Origin of the sequence: Nonomuraea helvata (assembly GCF_039535785.1) — a bacterium.
GTDB lineage: Bacteria > Actinomycetota > Actinomycetes > Streptosporangiales > Streptosporangiaceae > Nonomuraea > Nonomuraea helvata.
Genome location: NZ_BAAAXV010000012.1, coordinates 644,549 through 666,716, shown reverse-complemented (window position 1 = coordinate 666,716; position 22,168 = coordinate 644,549). Strand labels below are relative to the sequence as shown.

The following is a 22,168-nucleotide window of genomic DNA, read 5'->3' as shown; positions in this document are numbered from 1 at the left end:
GACGTCTGTCGGACATTTTGCGATCATCCGCACGTGACAGATGAGTCCGATCGCCAGACGTCGTTCCCCACCAGTTCGAAGCATGTGCGCTTTGTCGAGTTGTCGAGCGCTGCGATGTCCGCTCTGCTCGATGGGGATCTGCCCGCAGCCAGCGACACGGCTGGGGTCGCGCTGACTGAGTACTTCGTGACAGATAGAGCGCGGTGGCTGTGGCAGGTTCGGCTCGACCAGATGGCCGCCGATCCCCGCCACGCGCGGTGGATGGCGCGGCAGGCGGTGACCGGGCCTGAAGGTGTCGTCATCGGTCATGCCGGATTTCACGGACCGCCCGATGAGGCGGGCATGGTGGAGATCGGCTACGCCGTCGCTCCTGGCTTCCGCCGCCAGGGCTATGGCCGAGCCATCCTGATCGAGCTGTTGCGCCGGGCCGCGGCCGAACCGGAGGTCAAGACCGTACGGGCGACGATCAGTCCCGACAATGTGGCGTCCCTGGCCACGATCGCCGGCTTCGGCTTCGTCCAGGTCGGCGAAGATTGGGACGAAGAGGAAGGTCTCGGACTCATCTTCGAAGTCCCCGCCAACCGCAGCCGCCAGGCGCGACCAACCCGGTGAAGGTTCCCGGTCACAGCAGGACCCTGGGTGGGGTCAGCGGGCGACGTAGCCGCCATCGACCGGGAGGGCGACGCCGATCACGAAGCTCGCGCCCGGGCTGCACAGCCACAGGACGGCCTGGGCGATCTCCTCGGCGGTGCCGAGCCGGTTGATGGGCATGTCGGCCTCGGCAAGGTCGAGCTCGCCCTTGGCGATCATGTCGGTGACCATCGGAGTGTCGATGGTGCCCGGGCAGACCGCGTTGATGCGGACGCCGCGCGGCGCGTACTTAGGGCGGCGCTGGTGGTCAGGCCGATGATGCCGTGCTTGGAGGCGTGGTAGGAAGCACGGCCGGGGATGCCGACCAGGCCGCCGGGGGAGGAGCGGTTGACGATCGCACCGCTGCCCTGCTCGCGCATGTGCCGTAGTTGGTGCTTCATGCTCGCCCACACGCCGCGCAGTTTGATGGCATTGACCCGGTCGAACACCTCGATCGCCTCGTCGGCGGCGTCGCTGGGCGGGATCTGGATGCCGGCGACCGCACCGTCGCCCAGGACATGAACGTGCTCGCAGGCAAGATCGTGCGCATGACGCCGGAAGGAAGGGTCTTCTCGGACAACTCGTTCCCCGCTTCCCTGGTCTACAGCTCCGGCCACCGCAACCCTCAAGGCCTCGCCTGGGACGAGCTCAACGTCATCCGGCCAGGCGGCAACTACGGCTGGCCCGAAGTCGAAGGCATCGCCAACCGGAACGGCTTCACCGACCAGCAATGGCCACCGGCCGAGGCGAGCCCCAGCGGCATGGATATCACGAACGGGAGCATCTACTCGGCCGACCTGCGTGGCAGGCACCTACGGCAGATCCCGCTTGACTGATAGCTGGCCATGATCATATCTATCGCTAATTTCTGCACTCAGACTCCTCGCGGGCCTACCCTGCGACTCGCCATCCCTTTGGCCTGGGGCTCGCAAGGTAGGTCTGCAGCCCGTTGCCAACGACCGTTCAACCTGACCTTGCGATTTCGGAGGCGGCGGGCTGCGCACGCGTTCATGTATCCGGGAAGTCGGCCAGTTCGTTCACGGCCGTCTCGAGCGCGGCGTCAACGCCATGTTTCATCATGTTCTGGTAGACCGGGTCTCCTGCTGCCGCAACGCGTCGGATACCTTCGGCCGAGGCGCTGACCCGCTGGCGGACGATGTCGATGAACTGCCCGACCGGTCCGCTCCAGCCGTAGGTGTCGAGAAACAGCCGCAGTCTTCGGGGTCTGTCGGCGAACGCGGTGAAGCCTTCCGCCGTCACGACGTCGCGGGCGTGCAGTGGCACCCAGGCGAAGGCGGTGAAGGCAAGGTCCCACTCCGGTGTGACCGGTGCGGCGAAGTCCCAGTCGAAGAAGCCGACAAGGCGTCCATCGGCCCAGGCCGCGTTGTAGGGGGCGGCATCGTTGTGGCCGACGATCATGCCGGGCCGCCAGGTCCCTCCCTCGCGCCAGACCGCGTCCGCAGGAGGGACGAAGGTCGTCACGGCGGCGTGGAAGTCGCGAAGCCAACGGCCCACCTGGCAAAGCGCGTCCTCGCTGTGTACCCAACTGGGCCACGGCCGTGTAGTCCCGACCGTTTCACCGGGTACGAAAGAGAGCACTTCTCGGCCCTGATCGTCGAATCCTCGTGCTCGTGGAGCTCCCTCGAAGCCGACAGCTTCCAGGTGTTGGAGTAGTGCGTGCACGGAGGGCGTCCATCGACCGGGGACACGGCGGACGGTGTCACCGATCCGAACCGCTCCGCCGGCGTTCCCCCCGAGAAGGCGTTGTTCCTCGAACATGGTTCCATCCTGGCGTACGGAGTGACCCGATTCTGAGTGAGACAGCCCTCGCCACATCGACTGCGACCTCACAGCATCCTCCTGATGCAGGGTTTGTCCGAACGTGGCACGGTTGTTCGCAAGGTAGCAGCCGGGCGGCCTCGGCGTGCCCTGTCGATCGGCTTCTCGTTCTCGGCACGACGCGTCCGCTTGTCTCGCCAGGGTATTGAGCGTCTTGCAGCGCCCAGCCGCCTCGTCGCAGTGTGCCTGAGCCCGATGGACGCGCAAGCGGCGCTTGTTCCTGGCTGGCGAAATCGGGGCCGGCCTACAGCACTGACGCGCTTGGAGGGCTGCTGCGTCAGCTGACGGACTGAAAGGGCGAACCGGTTCTGCGGGAGAGCTGCTGGCCGACTGTGAACAGCACGCGTGGGTGGCCGCCGCTGTTGGCAGGAGCCGAGCTGAGGCGAGATCCCGTCAGCTTTAATTAATCTACAATGTAAAGGCGTCCGGTTTATGCAAAATCCTAGCCCCCAAAATCATCAAGGGCACGGGCTTCGCCCGTACATCACCCAAAACAGGCCTGTCCGAGCTGTCGCGCCGAACGACGGTCTCTTCTCGCAGGTCAGAGCGAAATGATCTTTTAAGGCACGTCAGGCACGTTGGCTGGCATTGAGGGCATGTTGCATCGGTGGGGGAGCCGATGTCGGCGCGGGGGCTGGCTTAGTCGGCGAGTGCGTCGCCGCCCAAAGTCCGGGTCGCGGCGGGGACCCGGACGAGGAGCGGACGAGGAGCGGCAGCGCCGGGCCTGGCGCAGCCGGACGAGGTCATCGAGGGTCGGCCATGCCACGATCGAGGACGTGGAGATCCGGGTGGTGGCGCTGATCTGCACGTGCGATCTCGCTGGACTTAACGCCATGCTGAGCCGCATCGTCAGTGCGTGCCAGCCGGGCGTTCGCAACCGCCGCAAGCCGCCCGGACCATTGCAAGCCGGGCTCAATCCCTGCGCAAGGCGGCGCCCTTAGTGTCGTAGCGTGTTCAAACGACTGGTCCTCGGCGCCGCTCTCACTGCGGCTGCGACACTGACGCTCGCCTCTGCCGGCCCCGCCTTCGCCGCTTCCGCCTCGGCTGGGACGCCTGCGCCCGGCAAGGTGGCGAACAAGCTGTTCCGCGCCTGGCTGGCCGCCGACCGCGCGGCCGCGGCGAAGGCGGCCACCCCCTCTGCGGTCAAGACGATCTTCACTTATGTCTACCGGGCGCCCGATCGCTTCGACGGCTGCTCCAGCAACGTGTGCCGGTTCGTGCATACAAGCGTGCGCGTGCCCGGCGGGCTTGACGGCATCGCGATGGTGGTTACCGGCTCGAAGGTCAGCAAGGTCTACCTGTCGCGCCGCATCACCGAGCCGCCCATCGTGGCCAAGCATCTCTTCGCGGCCTGGAAGCGGGGCGACGAGTACGGCGGGCTCGAGGTCGCCACTTCCGCCACGGTGCGGAAGCTGTTCAAGGTCACGTACGACCCGCGCGGCGTCACCCATTTCTTCCAGGGCTGCAGCAAGGAGCCGCAGGGTTACTCGTGTGCCTACTCCTATGAGGGTGGTGCGATGTTGATGCATGTACGCGGCTCCAGGAACGCCGGCTACGAGGTTCGCTCGATCTCCTACCTGGCTGACTGAGGGGAGAACAGCGTCAGGGGCTTGCCAGGGCGACTTCAGGCGGCGATACGCGATCGAAGACCTGCCCGGACGACTGGTTTCGACGATAGGCGTCCGATGCCGCGATCTGGCGGTTAGCCTCTCTGCCCGGGTACGCCGCGTCAACCGGACCGGCACGGGACGTGATCGTCGTTCTGGAGGAGTGGACTTATGCCCCTGTAATCCTATGGTGTGCTGGCCGGGCGCGCGGTCGACCGGCGTCGCGAAGGGGGGCAGACACCCCGCATTACCAGATCCACGTCACCGACGCCGCAGGGACCGATTACAGGGTGGCGGTGGACATGCAATCGCAGCAGGCCCCCTCCGAGCTGCTGTACCTGGCGGCCGAGGACTTCCGCCACCCCGTCGTTCAGCTGCTTCCGGCCGCCGGCAGCGGGTGGACGTCGCTGGCGTCCGCGCCCGGCGGGTTGCCTTTGATTTCATCCGCGGCAACCTGTTCGACCCTGCCGCGATGCGGCCGCTGCCGCCCGACTGCCCGGGGCCGACAACGACCTGGCCGACCGGCTCGACCACTTCGTGCAGCGGGCGATCAGCGACCCCGACGCGCAGGTGTTCGTGTTTGGCGAGCGGTGGGGTCCCGAACCCAGCGCCCCGGACAGGTCTTCGGGTGCGGACCAGGCCAACCGTGAAGGGTGGACCATCGTTTTCTGACGTCCCGCAACGAAGGGCAGGCGCCCCCGTCCCTCAACGCCGGGCGGGGGTGTTCGTTGTCTGGTGGCCCGTTGTGGTCGGCGCATGCCGCCCTCAAGGGCGGCGACCTTCGCCAGGCCGACCACCGAGGGCCCCTTGCTGTGCCGCGCCACCTCATCTCTGGGCCTCCCTTTATATGCAGTTATCTTGGGTTCTTAGCCTCTGTGGTCTTGTCAGGTACGTGAGGCGTTGGCTGCGTTGCACGGCATGTGCTCCCGGGGGAGGGAGGGAGGCCCATGCAGGCGATCGGGCCGGCCGTGTCTGTGAGCGTGTCAGCGCGACACCGGCTGGACATCAGAGCGGTCCGCGACCTAACGACCGTAAGCGTTCAGTGATGGTGGCCGCGACGCCGCGTAAGGCGTAGGAGGACAAGATCGTCCTGGACGGCATCGGCCTGCGCCGCACGCTGTGGGGCCTGCGGGCCCGCTACGACGTCATGTTTGGGAGCTTCGTGGCCCTCGGCATCATCGTTGCACCGCCGGAAAGCCTGCTTGCCTTCGAGCGCGCTCGAATGTCTATCTTCGCCGTCATGACTACGACAAACGGGACCAAGACCTGGATCATCACCGGTGCGAGCTCCGGGCTCGGCCTGGCGTTGGCCGAGGCGGCGCTGGCCGCGGGCGAGCAGGTGGTCGGCACGGCGCGGCGGGCCGGCCGGTTCGACGCGCTCCGGGCTCAGTACGGTGACCGGCTGCTGCCGGTCGAGCACGACGTGCGCGACACGGACGCGGCCGCGGCGGTCGTACGGCGCGCGCTCGACGCATTCGGGCACGTCGACGTACTTGTCAACAATGCCGGAGCCGGGCAGGTGGGCGCCGCGGAGGAGGTCACGGACGCGCACTTGCGCGACATGCTCGAGCAGCACCTCTTTGGCCCGGCCGCCTACGTGCGCGCGGTGCTGCCGCACATGCGTGCGCGTCGTTCCGGTGCGATCGTGCAGATGAGCAGTCAGGGCGGCCGGATGTCCTTCCCCGCCGTCGGCAGCTACTCGGCCGGCAAGTTCGCCCTTGAAGGCTGGTCGGAGGCGCTGGCGGGCGAGGTCGCGCCGTTCGGCGTCCGCGTCCTCATCGCCGAGCCCAGCCGCTTCCGCACCGCCTTCAATTCCGCCGAGGTACTCAACACTGTGGACCAGCACCCGATCTATGACGAGGTGCTCGGCGCCGTCCGCGCGAACATGGCCGAGGCCGACGGCATCCAGGAGGGCGACCCGGCACGCGCCGCCTCGGCCATCCGCGACATGCTCGACACGCCCGACGCGCCGCTCAGGCTTCCGCTCGGCGCCGAGGCCGTGCGCAATCTCACCCGCAGCTACAGGAACGCGCTCAGCGACGTCGAGAAGTGGGCGTATGTAAGCCAGACGGCCGACTTTCCCGGCATGCCGCCGGCGCTACGCGCGTTCTGAGCTCCGTACCCTGTCGACCATGGCCACCGAAGATCTGATCGAGCGCATCCTCGCCGCCGACGAAGAACCGTCCGCGTCGGTCATCGATGCGCTGCACGAAATCCTCGACGACACCACGATCGAGACCTCGGCGACGCCCAAGAGTGTCGCCGAGGCCGCCCGCCTGATCGGCCTGTCCCCCCACACCCTCCGCTACTACGAGCAGGAGGGACTCCTGCGGCCGGCACGCAACGCCTCCGGTTACCGCGAATACTCGGCGTTCGACCTGCGCCGCCTCATCTTCCTCACCCGGATGCGGCTGTCGGGAATGACCATGCAGGATCTCAAGCGCTACATCGCCCTCGTCGAGCATGGCCCGAGCACCATTTCGGAACGTCGGCGCATCATGCTCGACCAACGCGACCGCATCGTGCGACAGATCCGCGAACTCACTCTCGCCCTGGAGACGACCGAATACAAGATCCGCGTCTACGACGGGCACCCAGAAGGCTGACCGGCGGCCGGGGTGACCGCGCAACAGGCCCTGACGAGCCTTCTCAGGCGCTCCTGGACCGGTCCGGTCTCTTCACAACAGGTCCACAGGCCCCGGATCCTCACTGTGGCGAACGTGCCTGACAACCCTGGGTAACGTGTCAGGCACGTCTGTTGGAGCGCATTTGCCTGACGTGCCTGACGCTTCAAAAAGACCGAGGATAAATGCAGCTGCCGCAGAGTCTGGAGCGACGTCTGGAGGAGAGGTGAACGACCAGCTGTGTGGTCTGGGCATCAGGTTGCCGGCGCGCTCGTGTGCCTCTGCCGCCAGCCGATGTCGACCCGGCACCGGCCTGGCCCGGCACCGGCCTGGCCCGGCTGTTCGGCCGGCACTCCGGCGAGGTGCTCGAGTCCGCAACCGCCGAGCTGCCCGGCAGGCAGCGGACGCTGCACCAGTTGCGGAGCGGCACTTGAGCCGACGCGCCCGCCTACGGCTGATACGAACCACGGCTGGTGCTGAGGGGGCCGATGCCGTCCGCCTCGTCTGGCAGGTGCGTCACGGCATGTAAGGCTGCGCAGCCTGGAGTGTGAACCTGCGTGACGATCACCCCGTTATCCACCCAAAGCACCACGGCCATGCTTTCGGCGTTCCTGGGCGTCGCCTTGCAGGAGAAACACCAGCGCCTTTCCGTCTGGGGCCGATCAGCAGTCACGGCCACCGCCACCATGCGCGATCCGGAATATCACGGCCCCACGCTACGATCACCGCGCCCATGCTCGGGCCCGTTAGTGCTGCGGCCCTGCGATCGCGGCTTTGCGGCGTGTTGGCTCATCGGGAATGGGACGGCATTGGCGCGTCAGAGACGCGTGGGCGTTTCAGGGTCGGGTAGGGCTCCGCTCGTGCGATGCCCAGCGTGCGGCAGGGCGCTTCCTTCGTGCGGGCCGGCCGCCCTGACGACGGCGACGATAGCGGAGACCACCGATAACGCCTCTACTGCCGAATCGCGCGGATCTTGCCATTCCGAACGTAGCGGAGCTGGCTGACAAGCGACGGGCTCCTGTGCGCGCGGTGGTCAGATCCACACCATCACCGACTCCGAGGCCAGTACAGCAAGGGTAGGCGTCTACATCGACGGCACAGCTGACGCGCTGGCCGCCGACTGCGCCCTGGCTCCTACGGATTGCCGGTCTCCCTGACAGGTCCCTAGCGCCCGGAGTCGGAAGGTTCGTTGTGGATTCGTGCGGGCACGGATGGGAATCTCCCAGCGGGTCGGGCAGCAAGACAGGCGGCCCCGCGAAGACATTGAGATGAGGCGGATGAACAGCATGGCGACCGACTACGACAGCCCACGTAAGATCGACGACGGCTCCGGGGAGGAGAGCCTCCAAGAACTCCAGACTCGCCGCGCCGACACGTCGTCCGGCAGCATCGACGTCGACGAGACCGACCTGGCCGAGTCGCTCGAACTGCCTGGCGCGGATCTGTCGAATGAAGAGCTGTCCGTGCGGGTGATTCCGCCTCAGGCGGATGAGTTCACCTGCTCGAGCTGCTTCCTGGTGCACCACCGTAGCCAGCGCGCCTCTGAACGGAACGGTCAGCAGGTCTGCCTGGAGTGCGCCGCCTGACCGGGACGACGATGAGGCCACGGCCGCGCCGCCCATGGCCGCTTCCGGATGCACTCCAACGGCGATCCTGTGGACACCGAGGCGGCCGTCGGCACGTCGCCGGCCTATCGCTGGCAACGCCCGAAGTCGACAACGTACGTCCCGCCGCCTGCGGCCCCCGCGCCGGCCGGATCCGCCGACCCGGCCGCGACCCCGATGCCGAGGTCTGTCAGCGTCGGGCTCAGGACGATCTGGCGGTGGCCGTACGTGCTGATGTTCACCCACCAGTTGACGGCGGCCCGCGCGGTTCCGTAGCCGGTGCCCCAGCCGGTGTAGGTGGTCTCGGAGTAGGCCCACGACACCGGGTTCGGGCAGTAACCCGCGCCGGTGATACGGCTGTACGGCGTAGAACCGGTCTGCGGGTTGGTGTGCGAGTCGGCGCCGGGCCGCCACCACTTCAGGCTCGCCGCCGCAGCGGCGTGCGATCTCGCCGCCGAGTCGAGCGAGCTGTTGCGGGTGAGCGCGGCCAGCCCGACCTTGGCGCGTTCGGCGTCGATGAGGCAGTGCACCGCCTGGCCGACCATGGCGAGGTTGCTGCTGGTCGGAGCCACGTCGTAGTACGCTGCCGCGGCGGCGCACCCCGGCGCGGCCGCGTACGCCGGGGCGGCGCTCACGAACGGGACGGCCATTAAGGCTGCCAGAGCTACGGTGCGCATCATAGTGATCTCCTTCGGCGATGGGATGCTCATGCCCTTCTAGCTAAAGGGCGGCCCCCGGGTGCGTACATGAGTAGCCCCTTACTCAGCCGCAGCGATGGGCCGGCCACCGTCTCCAGCGTTGTCGTGGCCAGTCCGCCGAGCAGTTCCGCGGACTTTGCCGGGTGATTATGTTCGCGACAACGGACCGCGTGTGCTCGCCAGTTTCGACCGCGATCTTGGGCCTGGAGTCGGGCCCGTTGTTCGTGAGAGCTGACCGCACTCACCGGCCCGAGGTCATTCGCACCGAGGAGGGGCGGGGCGGCGGCGCAGTGTCGGCGGCCATCCGGATCTGGCCGCTGGCGGCAAGGAAGAAGGCGCTATGACCATCACAGAGTGTGACCAGATTCGCTAGCCGACGCGCTGCCACCCTGCCCCGATCGCCGAATCCGGCGTCGGTTGAGGCGCAGACCCCTGATGTTGGTCCCGAGCGCGGATCGGCAGTTATGGGCGGCGGGCGGCGCTGACGATCAGCTTTGGGTAGTGCGGGGATACCGCCGGACGGGGATCTCAGTCGATCGGCTCGCGATGCACCCACTCGACGAGATCGTCGGACGCGAGCGCCCGCACGCGCGCGGCGTACCGGGCGAGGTCGGCGTCGTCGAGGAGGTCGCGCCACTGGCCGCTCGTGCCGCGGCTGAAGAACGCGGTGGGATCGATCCAGTGCTCCGGACCGCCGGCGGGGACGGTCGTGTCGGCCCTGTTGCGCATCGACTCGAACGTCGCCGCCTGGACCAGGCGGGGCCATCGGTGTTCGTCGACGTCGATGCCGAGGCGGGCGGCCATCTGCCGCATCTGCCCCTCCAGGTCGGCCTTGAGGTCGTCGTAGTGCACGTACATGATGTCGAGATCGTCGGCGGCGTCCCGGAACGTCTGCAGGTGCTCTACAGTGCGCCGCAGCGACGACCCGACCTGCGTCGATGGCGTCTCGTCGTCGACCCACTGCCAGAAGCGGTCCCGCTCGCCGTCGGGGCGCGGCCGCGGTGGCCGCAATGGTCCGAGCTCGATACCGTCGATCGCGGCCGCCCGTTTGCGTTGGCTGAGGAACGCGCCGATGTCGGTGTTGTCGATATGGCGGTCGATCGACAGCCCCACGTCGCGCGGGTCCCGCCCGACGCAGATGTACGTGACCGTCGGATCGTTGGGTATCCCGTCGAGCGGCGTGTGGGTCTTGATGAACCGGCGGTGCGTCTGGGCTTCCAGGTCAGCGAACACGTCTGTGCGGGCGCGAGTCACCATGTCGATCCACGGCGAGAGCGTGTCCAACGGGAGCGGGAGCTCCGGTTCCTGCAGTATGAGCAGGGCGCAGATCATCTGCGTCCACGTCGTCCCGCACTTTGGCGGGGTGCTGATGATGATGTCGCCGGGGCGGAGCTCGAAGCCGTCCCAGCGGTTGCTGTCGTACATACTCGTCTCGTAGCGGCGCACGGCCGTCATCCTTGCAGCGGATCCGATCCCGTGAGGCCCAGATGATTCACCGCACGACATCCTGCCGGTAGCCGGTTGCGAGCGCTCTCAGTGTTCTCGGCGAACCAAGCGTCGATGTCGTTCTGCGAGCAGGAGGCGAGAGTGTGGCCGCGGTTATCGAGACAGCCGAGGAACGAGGTGGCGGATCTGACCTGATCGCCGGCTGAAGAGGCGTCGTTAGGGGCTGCCTGGCCTGGGGTCTTCACGCCGCACGCCCACACCGGCAGTGGTGTGGGCGTCGCGGGTCCCGGGCCGCATCATGGGCCGTCAGCCGGCGACCCTGCCGAACAGGTGGTTGGCGGGAGCGTCCGGGTCGTTGCCGTAGAAGAACTCCGTGACCGCCTGGTGGAATTCAGCGCGGTCCAGCACACCAGAGCCGTCTTGGTCCAAAGCGGCGAAGACCGCGGCGCAGTCCTCGCCGGGAACGCCGCCGACCGAGTCGAACATCTGCTGGAACTCCGCCTGGTCGATCTTGTCGTCTCCGTTGAGGTCGGCGAGGTCGAAGAAGCAGTTGGTCACCGGCTCGATCTGTTCCGGGTACAGGGCGGGGTCGGTCAGGACCCGCCTGAACCCTTCGGTCATCTCCCGCAGATCGACCTTCCCGTCACCGTCGTGATCCATCGGGGCGATCACGTTCGTCCAGAACCCGTCCATCCTCTCGGTGAGCAGGCGGGCGGTCTCGGAGTCCGGCGCGGCGCCGCGGGCGGCGATGTAACGCTCGCTCATCATTCGGACGTCCCGCTGGGTGATGAACCCGTCGCCGTCGACATCGGCGCCCCTGAACCATCGGCCGTACTTGAGGTTTTGAAGTGCAGTCACAATTACGCAAAGTATTCTATTGATTACGCAGGCGCAAGTGAGCGGGTAGACCGTTCTTCGGCGGTCAAGGCCAGCCTGTACGCGCTGGACGATGTGCAGGCGGAAACTTGCTCGAAGAGGCAGCAGGTTGCGTGTCAATGCTCGAGGTGTGGTGGGGTGAAGGCGAGCACATCGAGATCAGGGCCGCCGTAGAGCTCAACGTCGACCAGCGCACTGAGAGCACTCGGTCCTTGGGACAGGCGCGAGCACGGCCGATCCGCCGTGAGGACGTTGGGATTGCCGTGGCGGTCCAATGTTCCGCTCAGGCCTGGCTGGACCGGATCCCACCACGCTCCGGTGGATAGTTGTACGACGCCTGGCATGACGTCGTCCGATAGGACTGCGCCCGCGAGACAGCTACCTCGGTCGTTGTAGACGCGTACGATCATGCCGTTCTCGATGCCGCGCGACGCGGCGTCCAACGGATTGATCGCCACGGGCTCACGGCCACGGATCTTTGAATTGAGGCTGTGGCCACCGTTGTCGTACTGGCTGTGCAGGCGTGAGGCGGGCTGATTCGAGATCAAATGCAGCGGGAATCGGCCCGACAGATCGGCGCCAAGCCACTCCACTGGTTCGAACCACATCGGATGCCCGGCACAGTCGTCGTAGCCGAATGAGTCGATCTCCTCGGAGAAGATCTCGATCCGGCCCGACGGCGTCGGCAGGGGAAAACGCTGGGGATCTGAGCGGAGCGCCTCGAAGCTACCGGGAAACGGTCCGGTCAACGCCGGCAGCTCAGCGGTGGAGCTTCGCCAGAAGTCGTCGAAGCTCGGTAAGGCGGCATCGTCGTCGAGCTTGGCGCTCGTCTGCTCGTACAGGTGTCGGACCCATTCGATCTCGGAGCGCGACTGCGTGAACTCCTGCTCGTATCCGAGCCGGGAGGCCAAAGCGGTGAAGATGTGGTGGTCGGTGCGCGACTCTCCCGCCGGCTCGCGGACCTTAGGCATCGCGACGAGGTGAGGATCCGAGAATCCGGCGGCGAAGTCGTCGCGCTCCAAGCTGGTGGCGACGGGAAGGACGATGTCCGCGAACTTGGCCGTGGTGTTCCACCAGGCTTCGTGAACCACCACCGTGTCAGGGGTTTGCCAGGCTCGGGCCAGCCGATGGAGATCCTGGTGGTGGTGGAACGGGTTCCCCCCGCACCAGTAGATCAGGCGAAGCTCCGGCAACGTGAAGCGCCGGCCGTCGTAGTCGATGGTCTTACCCGGATGCAGCAGCGTGTCAGCGATCCTTGCGACAGGGATGAAATCCGGGACAGGGTTGGAAACCCCGGGGACGGACGCCACGAAGGGGCGGCCTCTGGCAACGCCGGTCGCGTCCATCGTCGCGTAACCTGCACCCCAGCCGCAGCCAGACCGACCCATCGAGCCTGCCATGGCGGCCAGCACAACAGACATCCAGATCGGCTGTTCGCCGTGGTCTGCCCGCTGCACCGCGTAGTTGACCATGATGAGAGAACGTCGCGCGGTAAGGCGGCGAGCGAGGTCGATGATCGCGTCGCGACTGATACCCGTGATCCTCGCTGCCCAGGCAGCGTCCTTGGGGACGCCATCGTGCTCACCGGCCACGTAGGAGGCGAAGCGGTCGAACCCGACGCAGCACCGGCGAAGGAAGTCCTCATCGTGCCACCCGTTGACCAGCATCGTGTGGGCGATGCCAAGCATCGCGGCGGTGTCGGTGTTGGGGATGGCGGGCAGCCACTCGGCGTCGAGGAAGCCGGCGACGTCGCTGCGTATGGGGCTGACGTTCACGAACCGCACCCCGGCCTCACGGCACTGTCGCTGCAGGTTCTCCGTCTGGTGCCTGGCCAGCCCACCCGGGTTGATCTGGCTGTTCTTGAGGGCCAGCCCTCCAAACGCCACCACAAGCTCACAGTTGTCGGCTATCTCGTCCCACATCGGCATCCGCGACTGGTAGCTCCACGGATGCCCGCCGATCACATGGGGAAGGATGACCTCCAACGCCGCAGTGCTGTAGGTGTTGCGAGAATCGGTGAATCCCCCGCCCAGCGCCAGGAACCGGTGGAGTTGACTCTGCGCGTTGTGGAACACGCCCGCACTCGCCCAGCCGTAGGACCCGCCGAACACCGCGCTGTCTCCGTGCTGTGAACGCACTCGACGGAGTTCATCGCTCACCAGCGTGATCGCGTCGTCCCAGCTCACCTCCACGAAGGCGTCCGCGCCTCTGGCCGCGTCGCGGATACGCGGCTCGCCGTTGAGCCAGCCCTTGCGCACCGCGGGGCGCAGCACGCGAGCGCCGTCGTCGGCAGCTGTCACCATTCCGGGGCCGATAGGCGAGGGCACGGGGTCCTCGCCCCTCGGCTCAATTCGTACTAATCGACCGGAATCGACCACTGCGATGAAACTGCCCCAGTGCGTCGCAACCGACATGCGTCGTTCCACCATGCATCAACTCCATCCCTGAAGTTCCCCCTGCTTTCGACCGGCGGTTGCTTGCGTCGCAGGGGCCTCCACTTCAGTCGACGGCCCGCAGGACGGAGATTTCCCCTATGCCCTGCTGCTCAACCCCGTCAGTGCGCACCGGCTCGCTCGGCGACCTCCGGCTCGTGATCGACACCTTGCCCGCGTTCTTCCCTGTGGCGATCGTCAGCTTGGCGGCGATCTCGGGAACCGGCAGGCCCTTGATCCCGGCGGGATCGGCCATTCACCCCTCCCTTGCGGAGGCGGTTTCCGGTTCGGCTCTTCGGCTGCGTTCGGATCCTCAGCATGCCTGCTGTCTGTCACCTGCGCGCCCTCATTCCCGTACACCGAGCGCTACGCGAACTCCTGTGCCAACTGAAAGCACTCCAGCAAGAGCCCTCAGCCAGCAGGCTTCTGATCTCCCGGAATCAGACAGCATCGGACACAGAAACCTACGTGTCCTGTGAAACGTTGAAGGCCAGGATCTGGCGGCCCCGCCAGCACATACGTCGAAGACGAGGCAGGGAGGGCAGACATGCCCGAGCTCCATGGGTCTGACGCTGCGGACGTGGCAAGGAAGGTGAGTTCAGGGGCCGCCCGCCTCGGCGCAACATCATGTGGGGCATGACGAGCATCCGAACGAAAAGTCCCGTTAGCGTCCCTGGTGACGGCCGCCTCCACGGCCCTCCGCTCGCCGGGTAGCCAATCCAGGATGCTTGACCGCATGCGCGCTGCGCCGTTCCCTCCCGGCGGCGGTTCGGACACCGGCCTCCGCATCAGCAGGCCGAGTCCCGCGCGTTCGACCAAGCCCCACTGCCCGATGACATCGAATCGATTTGCTGGAGATGTCCGACGCAGTTTGGATATTCCTGCCGCATGCGCTTCCGGTTCTCGATCTCGAAACCGCTGACACATCCTATGTACGAGGCATCTGACGCGGGCTGAAAGTTACATAACCTCGGAGTCGCCGACTGTGAAATGGCGGTAGTGGAACCGTATGGCCAAAGTGATCCCATCTCTGCGGAACTGTGAGCCTTGACAGGAGGGACCCGGGGGCGTACGTCTGATGTCCGGCCATGCCGTCGAATCGATACGACTCTCCCCTTACCAGGAGACAGTGTGCCCCCATCAAGCCGTCGGTTATCGCAGACGAACGGCGACGGCCTGAACAGCCGGCAGTGGCGCCTGCAGGGGGACAGCACGATCACCGCGAGCGTGACGGACGGACGCCTGGACGCCGCCGCTGGATGGCGTCCCGGGCCGGCGACCGGACCGAGAAGCACATCACCCAAGGGATTCACCCGAAAGGATTACCCATGAAGCGGAGCGATCCCTCCTCCCGTCCTCGACGTTCGGTGAGCAGGTGGCCCGCTGTGATGGCGGTCTTCCTGGTCGCGATGTTTGGGACTCAGCCGGCTGCGGTGGCACAGCAGTCTGCGCCGTCGGAGTCCACCGCGACGGTTGCCGCCGCCGCTGGGGACATCGACGGCTTCACCGCGGGCAATGCCGCGATCGCCTCGGTTGATCTCGCCGGGACGTGGAGCTTCACCCCGGCGGGCCGGTCGACGACGTCGATCAAGGTGCCCGGAGGCGGCTGGTACAAGCAGGGTTTCACCGATGTGTCCCAGGCGGTGTACTCGCGTACGGTGACGGTGCCGGACTCAGGGCAGCCGCAGTCGACGTGGATCGAGTTCGGCGCCGTGAACCACCAGGCGACCTTGTCGGTGGACGGCCGGGTGGTCGCGACGCAGACCACGGCCTTCACCCCATCGAAGTTCGACATCAGCGCCTACGCCGCCCCGGGCACCACTCATACGATCACCGTTGACGTGAAGGGCCGCGGCGCGCTGAAGAACCCGGCGAACGGCAAGTACATCGTGCCCGTGGCCGCCGACTGGTCCGAGGCGGTCCCGCAGGGCATCTTCCGCTCCGCGTTCCTGCGGGTGTATCCGGCCGTGTACGTCAGTGACACGTTCATCCGCACGTCGGTAGCGAATCAGACCCTCGGCTACGACGTGTGGGTGACCAACACCTCGAGCAGCGCTCGATCGGTGACGGTGACCGGCGAGCTCTCCTCGGACGGCGGCGGGACGTTCAGTTACCCGGTGCCGACGGCCCGCACCGTGACCGTGGGGGCGCGGTCGACGGCCAAGGTCACGGTCGATTCCCTCCCGTGGGACCTCGGCAGCACCTCGTACTGGTGGCCGAACGTCCCATACCGATCGGGGTATCGAGCCCAGCTTCACCGTCTTAAGGTTCGCGCGGCGACCGACGACGGCCGGACAAGTGACGCGACGTACCGGTTCGGGTTCCGGGAGACCACACAGAACGGCGAGTACTACTACATCAACGGCGTCCGGGTGAACTTCCGTGGTGACAACCTGCAGGGTGCGGACTACGACCGGGTCGACAACGGGGGCAAGGGCGACGCTTACGACACGCTGCCCGGCTTCCTCCCGCCTTCGGCGAGCAACGGCGGCTGGCCGCAGGCCGTGGACAACTACCAGCGGCTCAACTACAACGTGGTGCGCATCCACCAGGAGCCGGCCAGCCCGTACATGCTCGACGTGGCCGACGAGATGGGTCTGATGATCATCGACGAGACCGGCATCCGCGGCAGCGCCCAGGACTTCGTCGCAGGGCACGACCACATGGTCGCGCACGCCCGCGCACTCACGTTGCGGGACCGCAATCATCCCGCCGTCATCCGCTGGAGCCAGGCCAACGAACCGACCTTCGGCAATGACTCCGAGCAGTTCGAGCAGGATCTCTACGCGGCGATGAACGGCAACGACGGCACCCGCCCGGTCAGCCTCGACGCCGCGCCCGGCGCCGACTCGCCCAGCAGGTACCCGAACATGAGGTACTCCAACTTCGCGGTCTTCTCGCACTACCTCGACGGCGTCGGACAGTACGGTGAGCGGGTGGCGCCCGTCACCGGCCGACCCGACGGCGAGGGCGAGTACATCTGGAACAAGTGCAACACCAAGCAGGGCTTCATGTGGTTCGCCACGGCGACGGCCGCCAAGCGTGCCAAGGACGCCGCCGACCTGCGCCCGTACACGCTGCTGTCCGCGTGGGCCAGTGTCGTGCCCGGCGTTCGTACCACGGACTTCGTGCCGGAGGAGGGCGGCCGCGCCGTCTACGGCGCGGACAACCTGCCCGATCCCTGGAGCAACCCCCAGATCCAGCGCGTCCAAGCCGCGTTCAATCCGGTCGCGGCGATCGACCTGCCCTACTGGTCGGCGTCCGGGATCTCCGACGCCAACGGCACCTTCCCGCTGCCGCAGGCCGTGAGCACCTACCCCCAGAACACCTCCGTGACCCGCGACATCACCGTCTTCAACGACGACCTCCGCAGCACCTCAGTCGGATTCTCCTGGTCGGCGCGGCTTGACCGGCCCGAGGGCACCGTAATCGCGTCGGGGCAGACCACACTGAACATCCCGCTCGGCTCACGGGTCACCCAGCCGATCACCTTCACCACACCTACCGGCGGCTCACGGGTGTACCTGATACTGACGACCACCAAGTCGGGTGCCACGACGTTCACCGACGCGGTCGAGTACTTCAATCTCGGGTCCGGTTCGGGCGGCCCGGTGTCGGGCGCGGCCTACCGTATTGTCAACCGCAACAGCGGCAAGCCGCTCGCCGTGGCCGGCGGCTCTTCCGCCGACGGCGCCAAGGCCGTACAGCAGTCCGGCTCCGCCGCGTGGACCGTCACCAGCGGTCAGGGCGGTGCGTACACCCTGCGCTACGTCCCCACCGGCAAGGTCCTCGACGTCAACGGCGGCAGTACGACCGAAGGGCTGCAACTACAGCAGTGGACCTCCAACGGCGGCGCCAACCAGCTGTGGTACCTGCGCTCCACCGGCGACGGCTATTACACGATCGTCAGCTACAGCAGCGGGCTGTTGGCAGACGTGTACGGCGCGTCGACCTCCGACGGTGCCCAGGTCGTGCAGTGGACCTCCAACGGCGGCGCCAACCAGCAATGGCAGTTGGTCCCGGCCTGAGACCACCTGGGGCGGCCAGACGGCTGCGGGAGTGTTATGGCTTCGCGTCTTGATCAAGAATGCTGCCAGGAGGCTCTGACCTGGTCTTTCTCGTTACTTTGGGCAATGGCGGCTCAACGGCGTGGGCGGCGGCCGCTACCAGATCATCGACCGCGGCACCGGCACCGCGCTGGACGGCGCGGGCAACGCGACCGTCGGTCCGGACGTCGTGTGGATGCCGAACGGCAGCACGAGCAATCACGGGACCATCACCGTCGCCTGGCGGCACGAAGACCATCGGGCCGGCACCCCACCCGCGAGGGTGGGGTGCCGGCCCGGCGGGGTTGGCGCGTCAGGCGGTCAGCGCTGGAGCGTCAGCACGCCCGGCCGCCAGGGCAGGGAGTTGTAGGCCGTGCCGTCGGAGCGCGGGTCGCGGCCCTGGTAGAGGAGTTGGAGGTTGCAGGGGTCGATGGTCTTGGTCTGGTCGGGGTTGGTGCGCACCAGGTCGCCGTGGCTGATGTCGTTGGTCCACGTCGCGCCGCTGTTGGCCTTGCCGGCGAACGGGTTGCTCTCGGTCGCGGCCTGCGGGGTCCAGGAACCACTCAGGCTGGTTGCCGTGAACGAGCGGAAGTAACGCCCGTTCGCGCCCATGGCCTCCACGAGCATCAGGTACTGGTTCTGGTCCTTGACCTTGTAGACCTCGACCGCCTCGAACAGGTTCGCCGTCGTGTCGCTCATGATCGTCGTGTAGGACGTGCCGAAGCTGCCCGGGAAGTTCCCGATCGGCATGCTGGCACGGTAGATGTTCCCGTTGTCACCGGCGAAGAACAGGTACATGTTCGTGCCGTCGCCGATCAGCGTCTGGTCCAGGGCGCCGCCGCCGGGGATGTTCCCCGAGAAGAGTTCCTGCGGCGCGGACCACCCGTTCGCGTTGGTGGGGTCGCTTGAGGTCCGGTAGCTGAACGTGGTCGGACCCCACTGGTAGGTGAGCACCCAGATGTTCTTCGGGGCGAAGTAGAACAACGTGGGCGCGACGGTGCCGAGATTCATCGTGTTCTGCGGGGCCGAGGCCATGTCCGACCAGTTCGTGAACGGCCCGAAGTTCATCGAGCCGTAGTGCTGCCCAGCCGAGTCGACTGTCGACCCGTAGACCACGTGCTTGCCGTTGTAGACGACGTTGGTGAAGTCCTTGAGCGAAACCCAGCCCGCCTTCGGCGTCGCCAGCGCGCCCGTCGAGGACCAGCGGTACGTCGACGGAAGAGAACACGTCCCCGGCGTGGTGCCGCCCACACGGACCAGTTGCCACTGCTGGTTCGAGCCGTTCCAGTCGCCGTACTGCACGACGGCCGCCCCGTCCGCGGTCGACAGGCCCGTCACTTCCACGGCCTTGCCGCTGTTGCGGTTGATCAGCCGGACATAGCCGCCATCGGAGTCCACGAGCCGGAACTGCTGGTTGGTGCTGTTGTTGTCCGTCCACTGCTGGACCTTCGCGCCGTCCGCGGTCGACCAGCCGTCGACGTCGAGCACCTTGCCGGAGTTCTTCGACTTCAACCGGTAGTAGCCGCCCCCGGAGTCCACGAACTGCCACTGCTGGTTCGCCCCGTCGTGGCGCGCCCACTGCTCGATCACCGCCCCGTCGGCCGTGGAGGCAGCCGTGACATCCATCGCCTTGCCGCTGTTGCGGTTAACCAGCACGTACCAGGCGTTCGTGTCGACGGTCGCCGCCGACGCCGCACCGGGGGTGAGCACGAGCGCCGACGCAGCGGCTAAAACGATCGTGACCGCGGTGATCAGGACGGACGTGAAACGGCTGCGTCGAACGCGACCCGCATGCCGGCGCACCGCCGGCGGTGACACGCCCGCTCCGGCCGAAACCATCGAACTCAAGGCGATTCTCCTTCGGTGTCAGCGCCCGCGTGAGGCGCGTTATGCGTCGCAGAAGAGCCCGTTCCCAACTCCGGGTTTGGTCGCCATGGGAGGCTGCCGTTGTTGCACTCCGACTCGCCGTGGGACGTCATGGAAGCTTCTCGTCAAGGACGATGTTAGCGCTAACATTCGTACCGCAAAACGGCTCGCACCAATCAGGATATGGAGGGGAAGGGTGACCACCTGTCGCTCGTGAGGCTGCCAGATTATTTAGGGACATTCAAGAGGTAACCGTCGACGAACTCCGGTCCGCCCGCACCGAGCGAATGTTCGTTCCCAACAAGACCGAGCGAACCGAATTGCGCTCCTCGACACTTCCCGGTCTCAATTGGGTGTGCTCCGCCAGCTCCTCCGGACGATCGCGTCGCGGTCCCCCTGGCAACACGGGCGGGGGAAATCGTGGGCCGAGGTAGAGGATACGCGGTAGGCTTCGGGAGCGATCTTCGATTCGACGCAGGGCTGGTGGCGATGACCAGTTTGTACGCGCACGCTGGCGGCGATGAGGGCTTGCACCGCTTGGAAGAGATCTTCTACGCCAAGGTGCTCGCGGACCCGCTGCTCCAGGCGCTCTTCCCCGAGGCCAAGCCGCACCACGTGCGGAACTTGAGCTGGTTCACAGCCGAATCTTTCGGCGGTCCCGACCGGTTCACCCGCGACCTGGGGTTCAAGCACATCATCGACGTGCACCGGCACCTGCGGATCACTGAGGAGCAACGGAAGCGTTTCGTCGATCTCTACATGGAGGCTGTCGACGAGGCTGAGCTGCCGGCTGACCCCGCCTTTCGGAAGGCGGTACGCGAGCACGTGGAGTTTGGCTCTCTGGTCGCTATGCAGAACTCCCATGCCGAAAACGACGCCGACCTGTATCCCTTGCACGAAGTCCCGCGCTGGACGTGGGCTGGAGACGATCAGCAAGAACCGGCCCCGTAGGACCATCGGCGCGCTGGATCGGGCAGCTGGGCGTGCTCACGCAGGGGCGACGGCCGGCCACGCTGAACATCGCCACGGTGCACCGGATACCTCTCATTGTGCGAGTCCTTCCTGTGCGGGTGTGCCCTTCACAGTGCTCGCGGCGACATCTGTCACGCGGGTTCGGTGCGGCCCCGCCGCCCCGGTGGGCGGAGGGGCCGTGATCTGCTGGGAACCGATCTATCCGAGCACCGGGTAGTTCGCGCGGAACACGTTGTGCGGGTCACGGGCCCGCTTGATCTCCCGCAGCCGCGCGAGCGTGCTGCCGGAGAAGGACTTCGCCGCCGTGTCGCCGGGGGACAGCACCGTGTACGGCTTGCGGCCGCTGATGTAGGCCTCCAGGTCGGCCACGACCTCGGCCTGCTTGGCGCGCGTCGCATCGGCCGTGTGCGGCAGGCCCAGACCCAGCAGGCCGAGCAGGTACGGCTCGGCCACCGCGCCGCTCGCCCCGGCCCCGCCGCCCGGCTCGGCGAGCGCCCCGCCCAGGTGCCTGATCTGCACGTTGATGAGCGGTTCGACCGGCTTGGCCAGCAAGAGCTCCACCGCGGCCGCGTCCAGGCCGGTGAGCAGCTCCGCACGCGCGATGGACGGGGCCGGATCGATGGGCTCGGCGGCGATGCCACCCAGGTCGGCGACCGGGACGACGCCGCGGCTGTCGGAGATCGCGCCCTCGATCTTGTCGATGCGCGCCAGCAGGTCCTCCCCTTGAGCCGCCTCACCCAGGTAGGCCAGATCCAGCGTCACCATCGGCGACGCGCCGGGTGGCTGGAGCCGGTTGATCCAGACACTGAGCTCACGCGGCGCCTCGGCGGTGATCTCCAGGAACGCGTCGTACACCTCCCTGGTGCGGTGCTCCGGCCAGATCACGCGCCCGCCGTACAGGACCGGCACCGGATACAGCTCGAGTTCGAGGGCGGTCACCACCGCGAAGTCCCCACCGCCGCCGCGCAGCGCCCAGAACAGCTCGGGATCGGACTCGGCGCTCACCCGCCCCGGCTCGCCATCGGCGTCCACGATGTCGATGGCCCGCACGCTGTCGGAGGCGAAGCCGTACCTGCGGCTGAACCAGCCCACCCCACCGCCCAGGGTGTAGCCGGTCACGCTGACCCCCGGCGCGCTGCCGGCCAGACCGGTCAGACCCAGCGGACCGGCCGCCGCCAGCACCTGCCCCCACCTCACGCCCGCACCCACCCGGACCACACGCTCCCGCGCGTGTACCTCCACCTCGTCCAGCAGGCCGGTACGCAACAGGATCAGGCCGTCCACATCACCCGAGGCGCCATGCCCGCTCGGCTGCGCGGTCACCGTCATACCCGCCCGCCGCGCGTAACGCACGAGCGCCGCCACGTCATCGGCATCCGCGGCCTCCACCACGGCCGCCACCGGCTGCCTGACGGTCAGATTCCACGCGGCGGCCGCCTGCTCGAAGCCGTCGTCACCGGCCAGGAGCACGCGCCCCTTCAGGACACCACGCAAACCGTTGATCGTCATCGTCGTCTCCCTTTCTCGA

19 protein-coding genes and 2 pseudogenes are annotated in these 22,168 nt (G+C 67.0%); 12 read left to right on the top strand and 9 right to left on the bottom strand.

The genetic code is table 11. The features are described 5' to 3' along the window. Positions 1 to 33 precede the first annotated feature (33 nt). Entirely contained in the window at positions 34 to 612 is a 579-nt protein-coding gene (locus ABD830_RS53475) for a GNAT family N-acetyltransferase (RefSeq protein ID WP_345003335.1), read from the top strand. A gap of 33 nt (positions 613 to 645) precedes the next feature. Here ABD830_RS53475 and ABD830_RS53470 read toward each other — a convergent pair. Further along, positions 646 to 1,079: pseudogene (locus tag ABD830_RS53470) on the bottom strand (SDR family oxidoreductase). Between ABD830_RS53470 and ABD830_RS53465 the strand changes: the two are divergent. Further along, positions 1,023 to 1,466, top strand: coding sequence for a PQQ-dependent sugar dehydrogenase (locus ABD830_RS53465; protein WP_345003479.1), 444 nt, complete (start codon positions 1,023 to 1,025; stop codon positions 1,464 to 1,466). The pseudogene ABD830_RS53470 and the gene ABD830_RS53465 overlap by 57 nt on opposite strands. 172 nt (positions 1,467 to 1,638) lie before the next feature. Here the strand turns inward: ABD830_RS53465 and ABD830_RS53460 are convergent, their stop codons facing one another. Then, positions 1,639 to 2,049 (bottom strand): phosphotransferase, encoded by a 411-nt coding sequence (locus ABD830_RS53460; RefSeq protein ID WP_345003334.1) that lies wholly within the window; start codon positions 2,047 to 2,049, stop codon positions 1,639 to 1,641. Between the two features lie 1,370 nt (positions 2,050 to 3,419). Between ABD830_RS53460 and ABD830_RS53455 the strand changes: the two genes are divergently transcribed. The 7 genes and pseudogenes from ABD830_RS53455 to ABD830_RS53435 all read left to right on the top strand — a co-directional run bounded on the left by ABD830_RS53455 (position 3,420) and on the right by ABD830_RS53435 (position 8,286). Further along, complete coding sequence (locus ABD830_RS53455; protein ID WP_345003333.1) at positions 3,420 to 4,058, top strand: hypothetical protein; 639 nt, start codon at positions 3,420 to 3,422, stop codon at positions 4,056 to 4,058. 161 nt (positions 4,059 to 4,219) lie between these two features. After that, a pseudogene (locus ABD830_RS54625) lies at positions 4,220 to 4,447 on the top strand (DUF2278 family protein); the annotation flags it as partial. A 121-nt stretch (positions 4,448 to 4,568) separates the two neighbouring features. Further along, positions 4,569 to 4,748, top strand: a complete 180-nt coding sequence (locus tag ABD830_RS54620) for a DUF2278 family protein (RefSeq protein WP_378520874.1) — start codon at positions 4,569 to 4,571, stop codon at positions 4,746 to 4,748. A gap of 568 nt (positions 4,749 to 5,316) precedes the next feature. After that, a complete protein-coding gene (locus ABD830_RS53450; RefSeq protein ID WP_345003332.1) occupies positions 5,317 to 6,189 on the top strand; it encodes an SDR family NAD(P)-dependent oxidoreductase in 873 nt (290 codons plus the stop codon). 19 nt (positions 6,190 to 6,208) lie between these two features. Further along, entirely contained in the window at positions 6,209 to 6,682 is a 474-nt protein-coding gene (locus ABD830_RS53445; RefSeq protein WP_345003331.1) for a MerR family transcriptional regulator, read from the top strand. 293 nt (positions 6,683 to 6,975) lie between these two features. Next, positions 6,976 to 7,134, top strand: coding sequence for a hypothetical protein (locus ABD830_RS53440; RefSeq protein ID WP_345003330.1), 159 nt, complete (start codon positions 6,976 to 6,978; stop codon positions 7,132 to 7,134). 852 nt (positions 7,135 to 7,986) lie between these two features. Further along, positions 7,987 to 8,286 carry a DUF4193 domain-containing protein gene (locus ABD830_RS53435; protein WP_345003329.1) on the top strand — a complete coding sequence of 100 codons (300 nt, stop codon included), beginning with the start codon at positions 7,987 to 7,989 and terminating at the stop codon, positions 8,284 to 8,286. A gap of 104 nt (positions 8,287 to 8,390) precedes the next feature. Here ABD830_RS53435 and ABD830_RS53430 read toward each other — a convergent pair whose 3' ends face one another. The 5 genes from ABD830_RS53430 to ABD830_RS53410 form a co-directional block, all read right to left on the bottom strand. Further along, positions 8,391 to 8,984 carry a CAP domain-containing protein gene (locus tag ABD830_RS53430; protein WP_345003328.1) on the bottom strand — a complete coding sequence of 198 codons (594 nt, stop codon included), beginning with the start codon at positions 8,982 to 8,984 and terminating at the stop codon, positions 8,391 to 8,393. 546 nt (positions 8,985 to 9,530) lie between these two features. Continuing rightward, positions 9,531 to 10,457: a sulfotransferase domain-containing protein gene (locus ABD830_RS53425; protein ID WP_345003326.1), complete on the bottom strand. Its 927-nt coding sequence runs from the start codon at positions 10,455 to 10,457 to the stop codon at positions 9,531 to 9,533. A gap of 297 nt (positions 10,458 to 10,754) precedes the next feature. Then, a complete protein-coding gene (locus ABD830_RS53420; RefSeq protein WP_345003325.1) occupies positions 10,755 to 11,306 on the bottom strand; it encodes an EF-hand domain-containing protein in 552 nt (183 codons plus the stop codon). A 134-nt stretch (positions 11,307 to 11,440) separates the two neighbouring features. Beyond that, positions 11,441 to 13,753, bottom strand: coding sequence for a molybdopterin-dependent oxidoreductase (locus ABD830_RS53415; protein ID WP_345003324.1), 2,313 nt, complete (start codon positions 13,751 to 13,753; stop codon positions 11,441 to 11,443). A gap of 70 nt (positions 13,754 to 13,823) precedes the next feature. Then, a complete protein-coding gene (locus ABD830_RS53410; protein ID WP_345003323.1) occupies positions 13,824 to 14,012 on the bottom strand; it encodes a hypothetical protein in 189 nt (62 codons plus the stop codon). Between the two features lie 1,177 nt (positions 14,013 to 15,189). Here ABD830_RS53410 and ABD830_RS53405 point away from each other — a divergent pair. Both ABD830_RS53405 and ABD830_RS53400 read left to right on the top strand, forming a co-directional pair. Beyond that, positions 15,190 to 17,784: an RICIN domain-containing protein gene (locus tag ABD830_RS53405; protein WP_345003321.1), complete on the top strand. Its 2,595-nt coding sequence runs from the start codon at positions 15,190 to 15,192 to the stop codon at positions 17,782 to 17,784. 121 nt (positions 17,785 to 17,905) lie between these two features. Then, positions 17,906 to 18,172 (top strand): hypothetical protein, encoded by a 267-nt coding sequence (locus tag ABD830_RS53400; protein WP_345003320.1) that lies wholly within the window; start codon positions 17,906 to 17,908, stop codon positions 18,170 to 18,172. On the opposite strand, the gene ABD830_RS53395 is transcribed toward ABD830_RS53400, so the two are convergent. Then, on the bottom strand, positions 18,124 to 19,641 hold the full coding sequence (locus tag ABD830_RS53395) for a non-reducing end alpha-L-arabinofuranosidase family hydrolase (protein ID WP_345003478.1): 1,518 nt from the start codon (positions 19,639 to 19,641) through the stop codon (positions 18,124 to 18,126). The genes ABD830_RS53400 and ABD830_RS53395 overlap by 49 nt on opposite strands. 516 nt (positions 19,642 to 20,157) lie before the next feature. Between ABD830_RS53395 and ABD830_RS53390 the strand changes: the two genes are divergently transcribed. Beyond that, complete coding sequence (locus ABD830_RS53390; protein WP_345003477.1) at positions 20,158 to 20,619, top strand: group II truncated hemoglobin; 462 nt, start codon at positions 20,158 to 20,160, stop codon at positions 20,617 to 20,619. A 219-nt stretch (positions 20,620 to 20,838) separates the two neighbouring features. On the opposite strand, the gene ABD830_RS53385 is transcribed toward ABD830_RS53390, so the two are convergent. After that, positions 20,839 to 22,149 (bottom strand): FAD-binding oxidoreductase, encoded by a 1,311-nt coding sequence (locus tag ABD830_RS53385; RefSeq protein ID WP_345003319.1) that lies wholly within the window; start codon positions 22,147 to 22,149, stop codon positions 20,839 to 20,841. Between the last annotated feature and the right edge of the window lie 19 nt (positions 22,150 to 22,168).

Coding starts and splice junctions, on each gene's coding strand:
- ABD830_RS53450 (WP_345003332.1), top strand. CDS start 5,317: ATGACTACGACAAACGGGACCAAGACCTGGATCATCACCGGTGCGAGC.
- ABD830_RS53415 (WP_345003324.1), bottom strand. CDS start 13,753: ATGGTGGAACGACGCATGTCGGTTGCGACGCACTGGGGCAGTTTCATC.
- ABD830_RS53395 (WP_345003478.1), bottom strand. CDS start 19,641: ATGGTTTCGGCCGGAGCGGGCGTGTCACCGCCGGCGGTGCGCCGGCAT.
- ABD830_RS53445 (WP_345003331.1), top strand. CDS start 6,209: ATGGCCACCGAAGATCTGATCGAGCGCATCCTCGCCGCCGACGAAGAA.
- ABD830_RS53385 (WP_345003319.1), bottom strand. CDS start 22,149: ATGACGATCAACGGTTTGCGTGGTGTCCTGAAGGGGCGCGTGCTCCTG.
- ABD830_RS53460 (WP_345003334.1), bottom strand. CDS start 2,049: ATGATCGTCGGCCACAACGATGCCGCCCCCTACAACGCGGCCTGGGCC.
- ABD830_RS53390 (WP_345003477.1), top strand. CDS start 20,158: ATGACCAGTTTGTACGCGCACGCTGGCGGCGATGAGGGCTTGCACCGC.
- ABD830_RS53430 (WP_345003328.1), bottom strand. CDS start 8,984: ATGATGCGCACCGTAGCTCTGGCAGCCTTAATGGCCGTCCCGTTCGTG.
- ABD830_RS53410 (WP_345003323.1), bottom strand. CDS start 14,012: ATGGCCGATCCCGCCGGGATCAAGGGCCTGCCGGTTCCCGAGATCGCC.
- ABD830_RS53425 (WP_345003326.1), bottom strand. CDS start 10,457: ATGACGGCCGTGCGCCGCTACGAGACGAGTATGTACGACAGCAACCGC.
- ABD830_RS53435 (WP_345003329.1), top strand. CDS start 7,987: ATGGCGACCGACTACGACAGCCCACGTAAGATCGACGACGGCTCCGGG.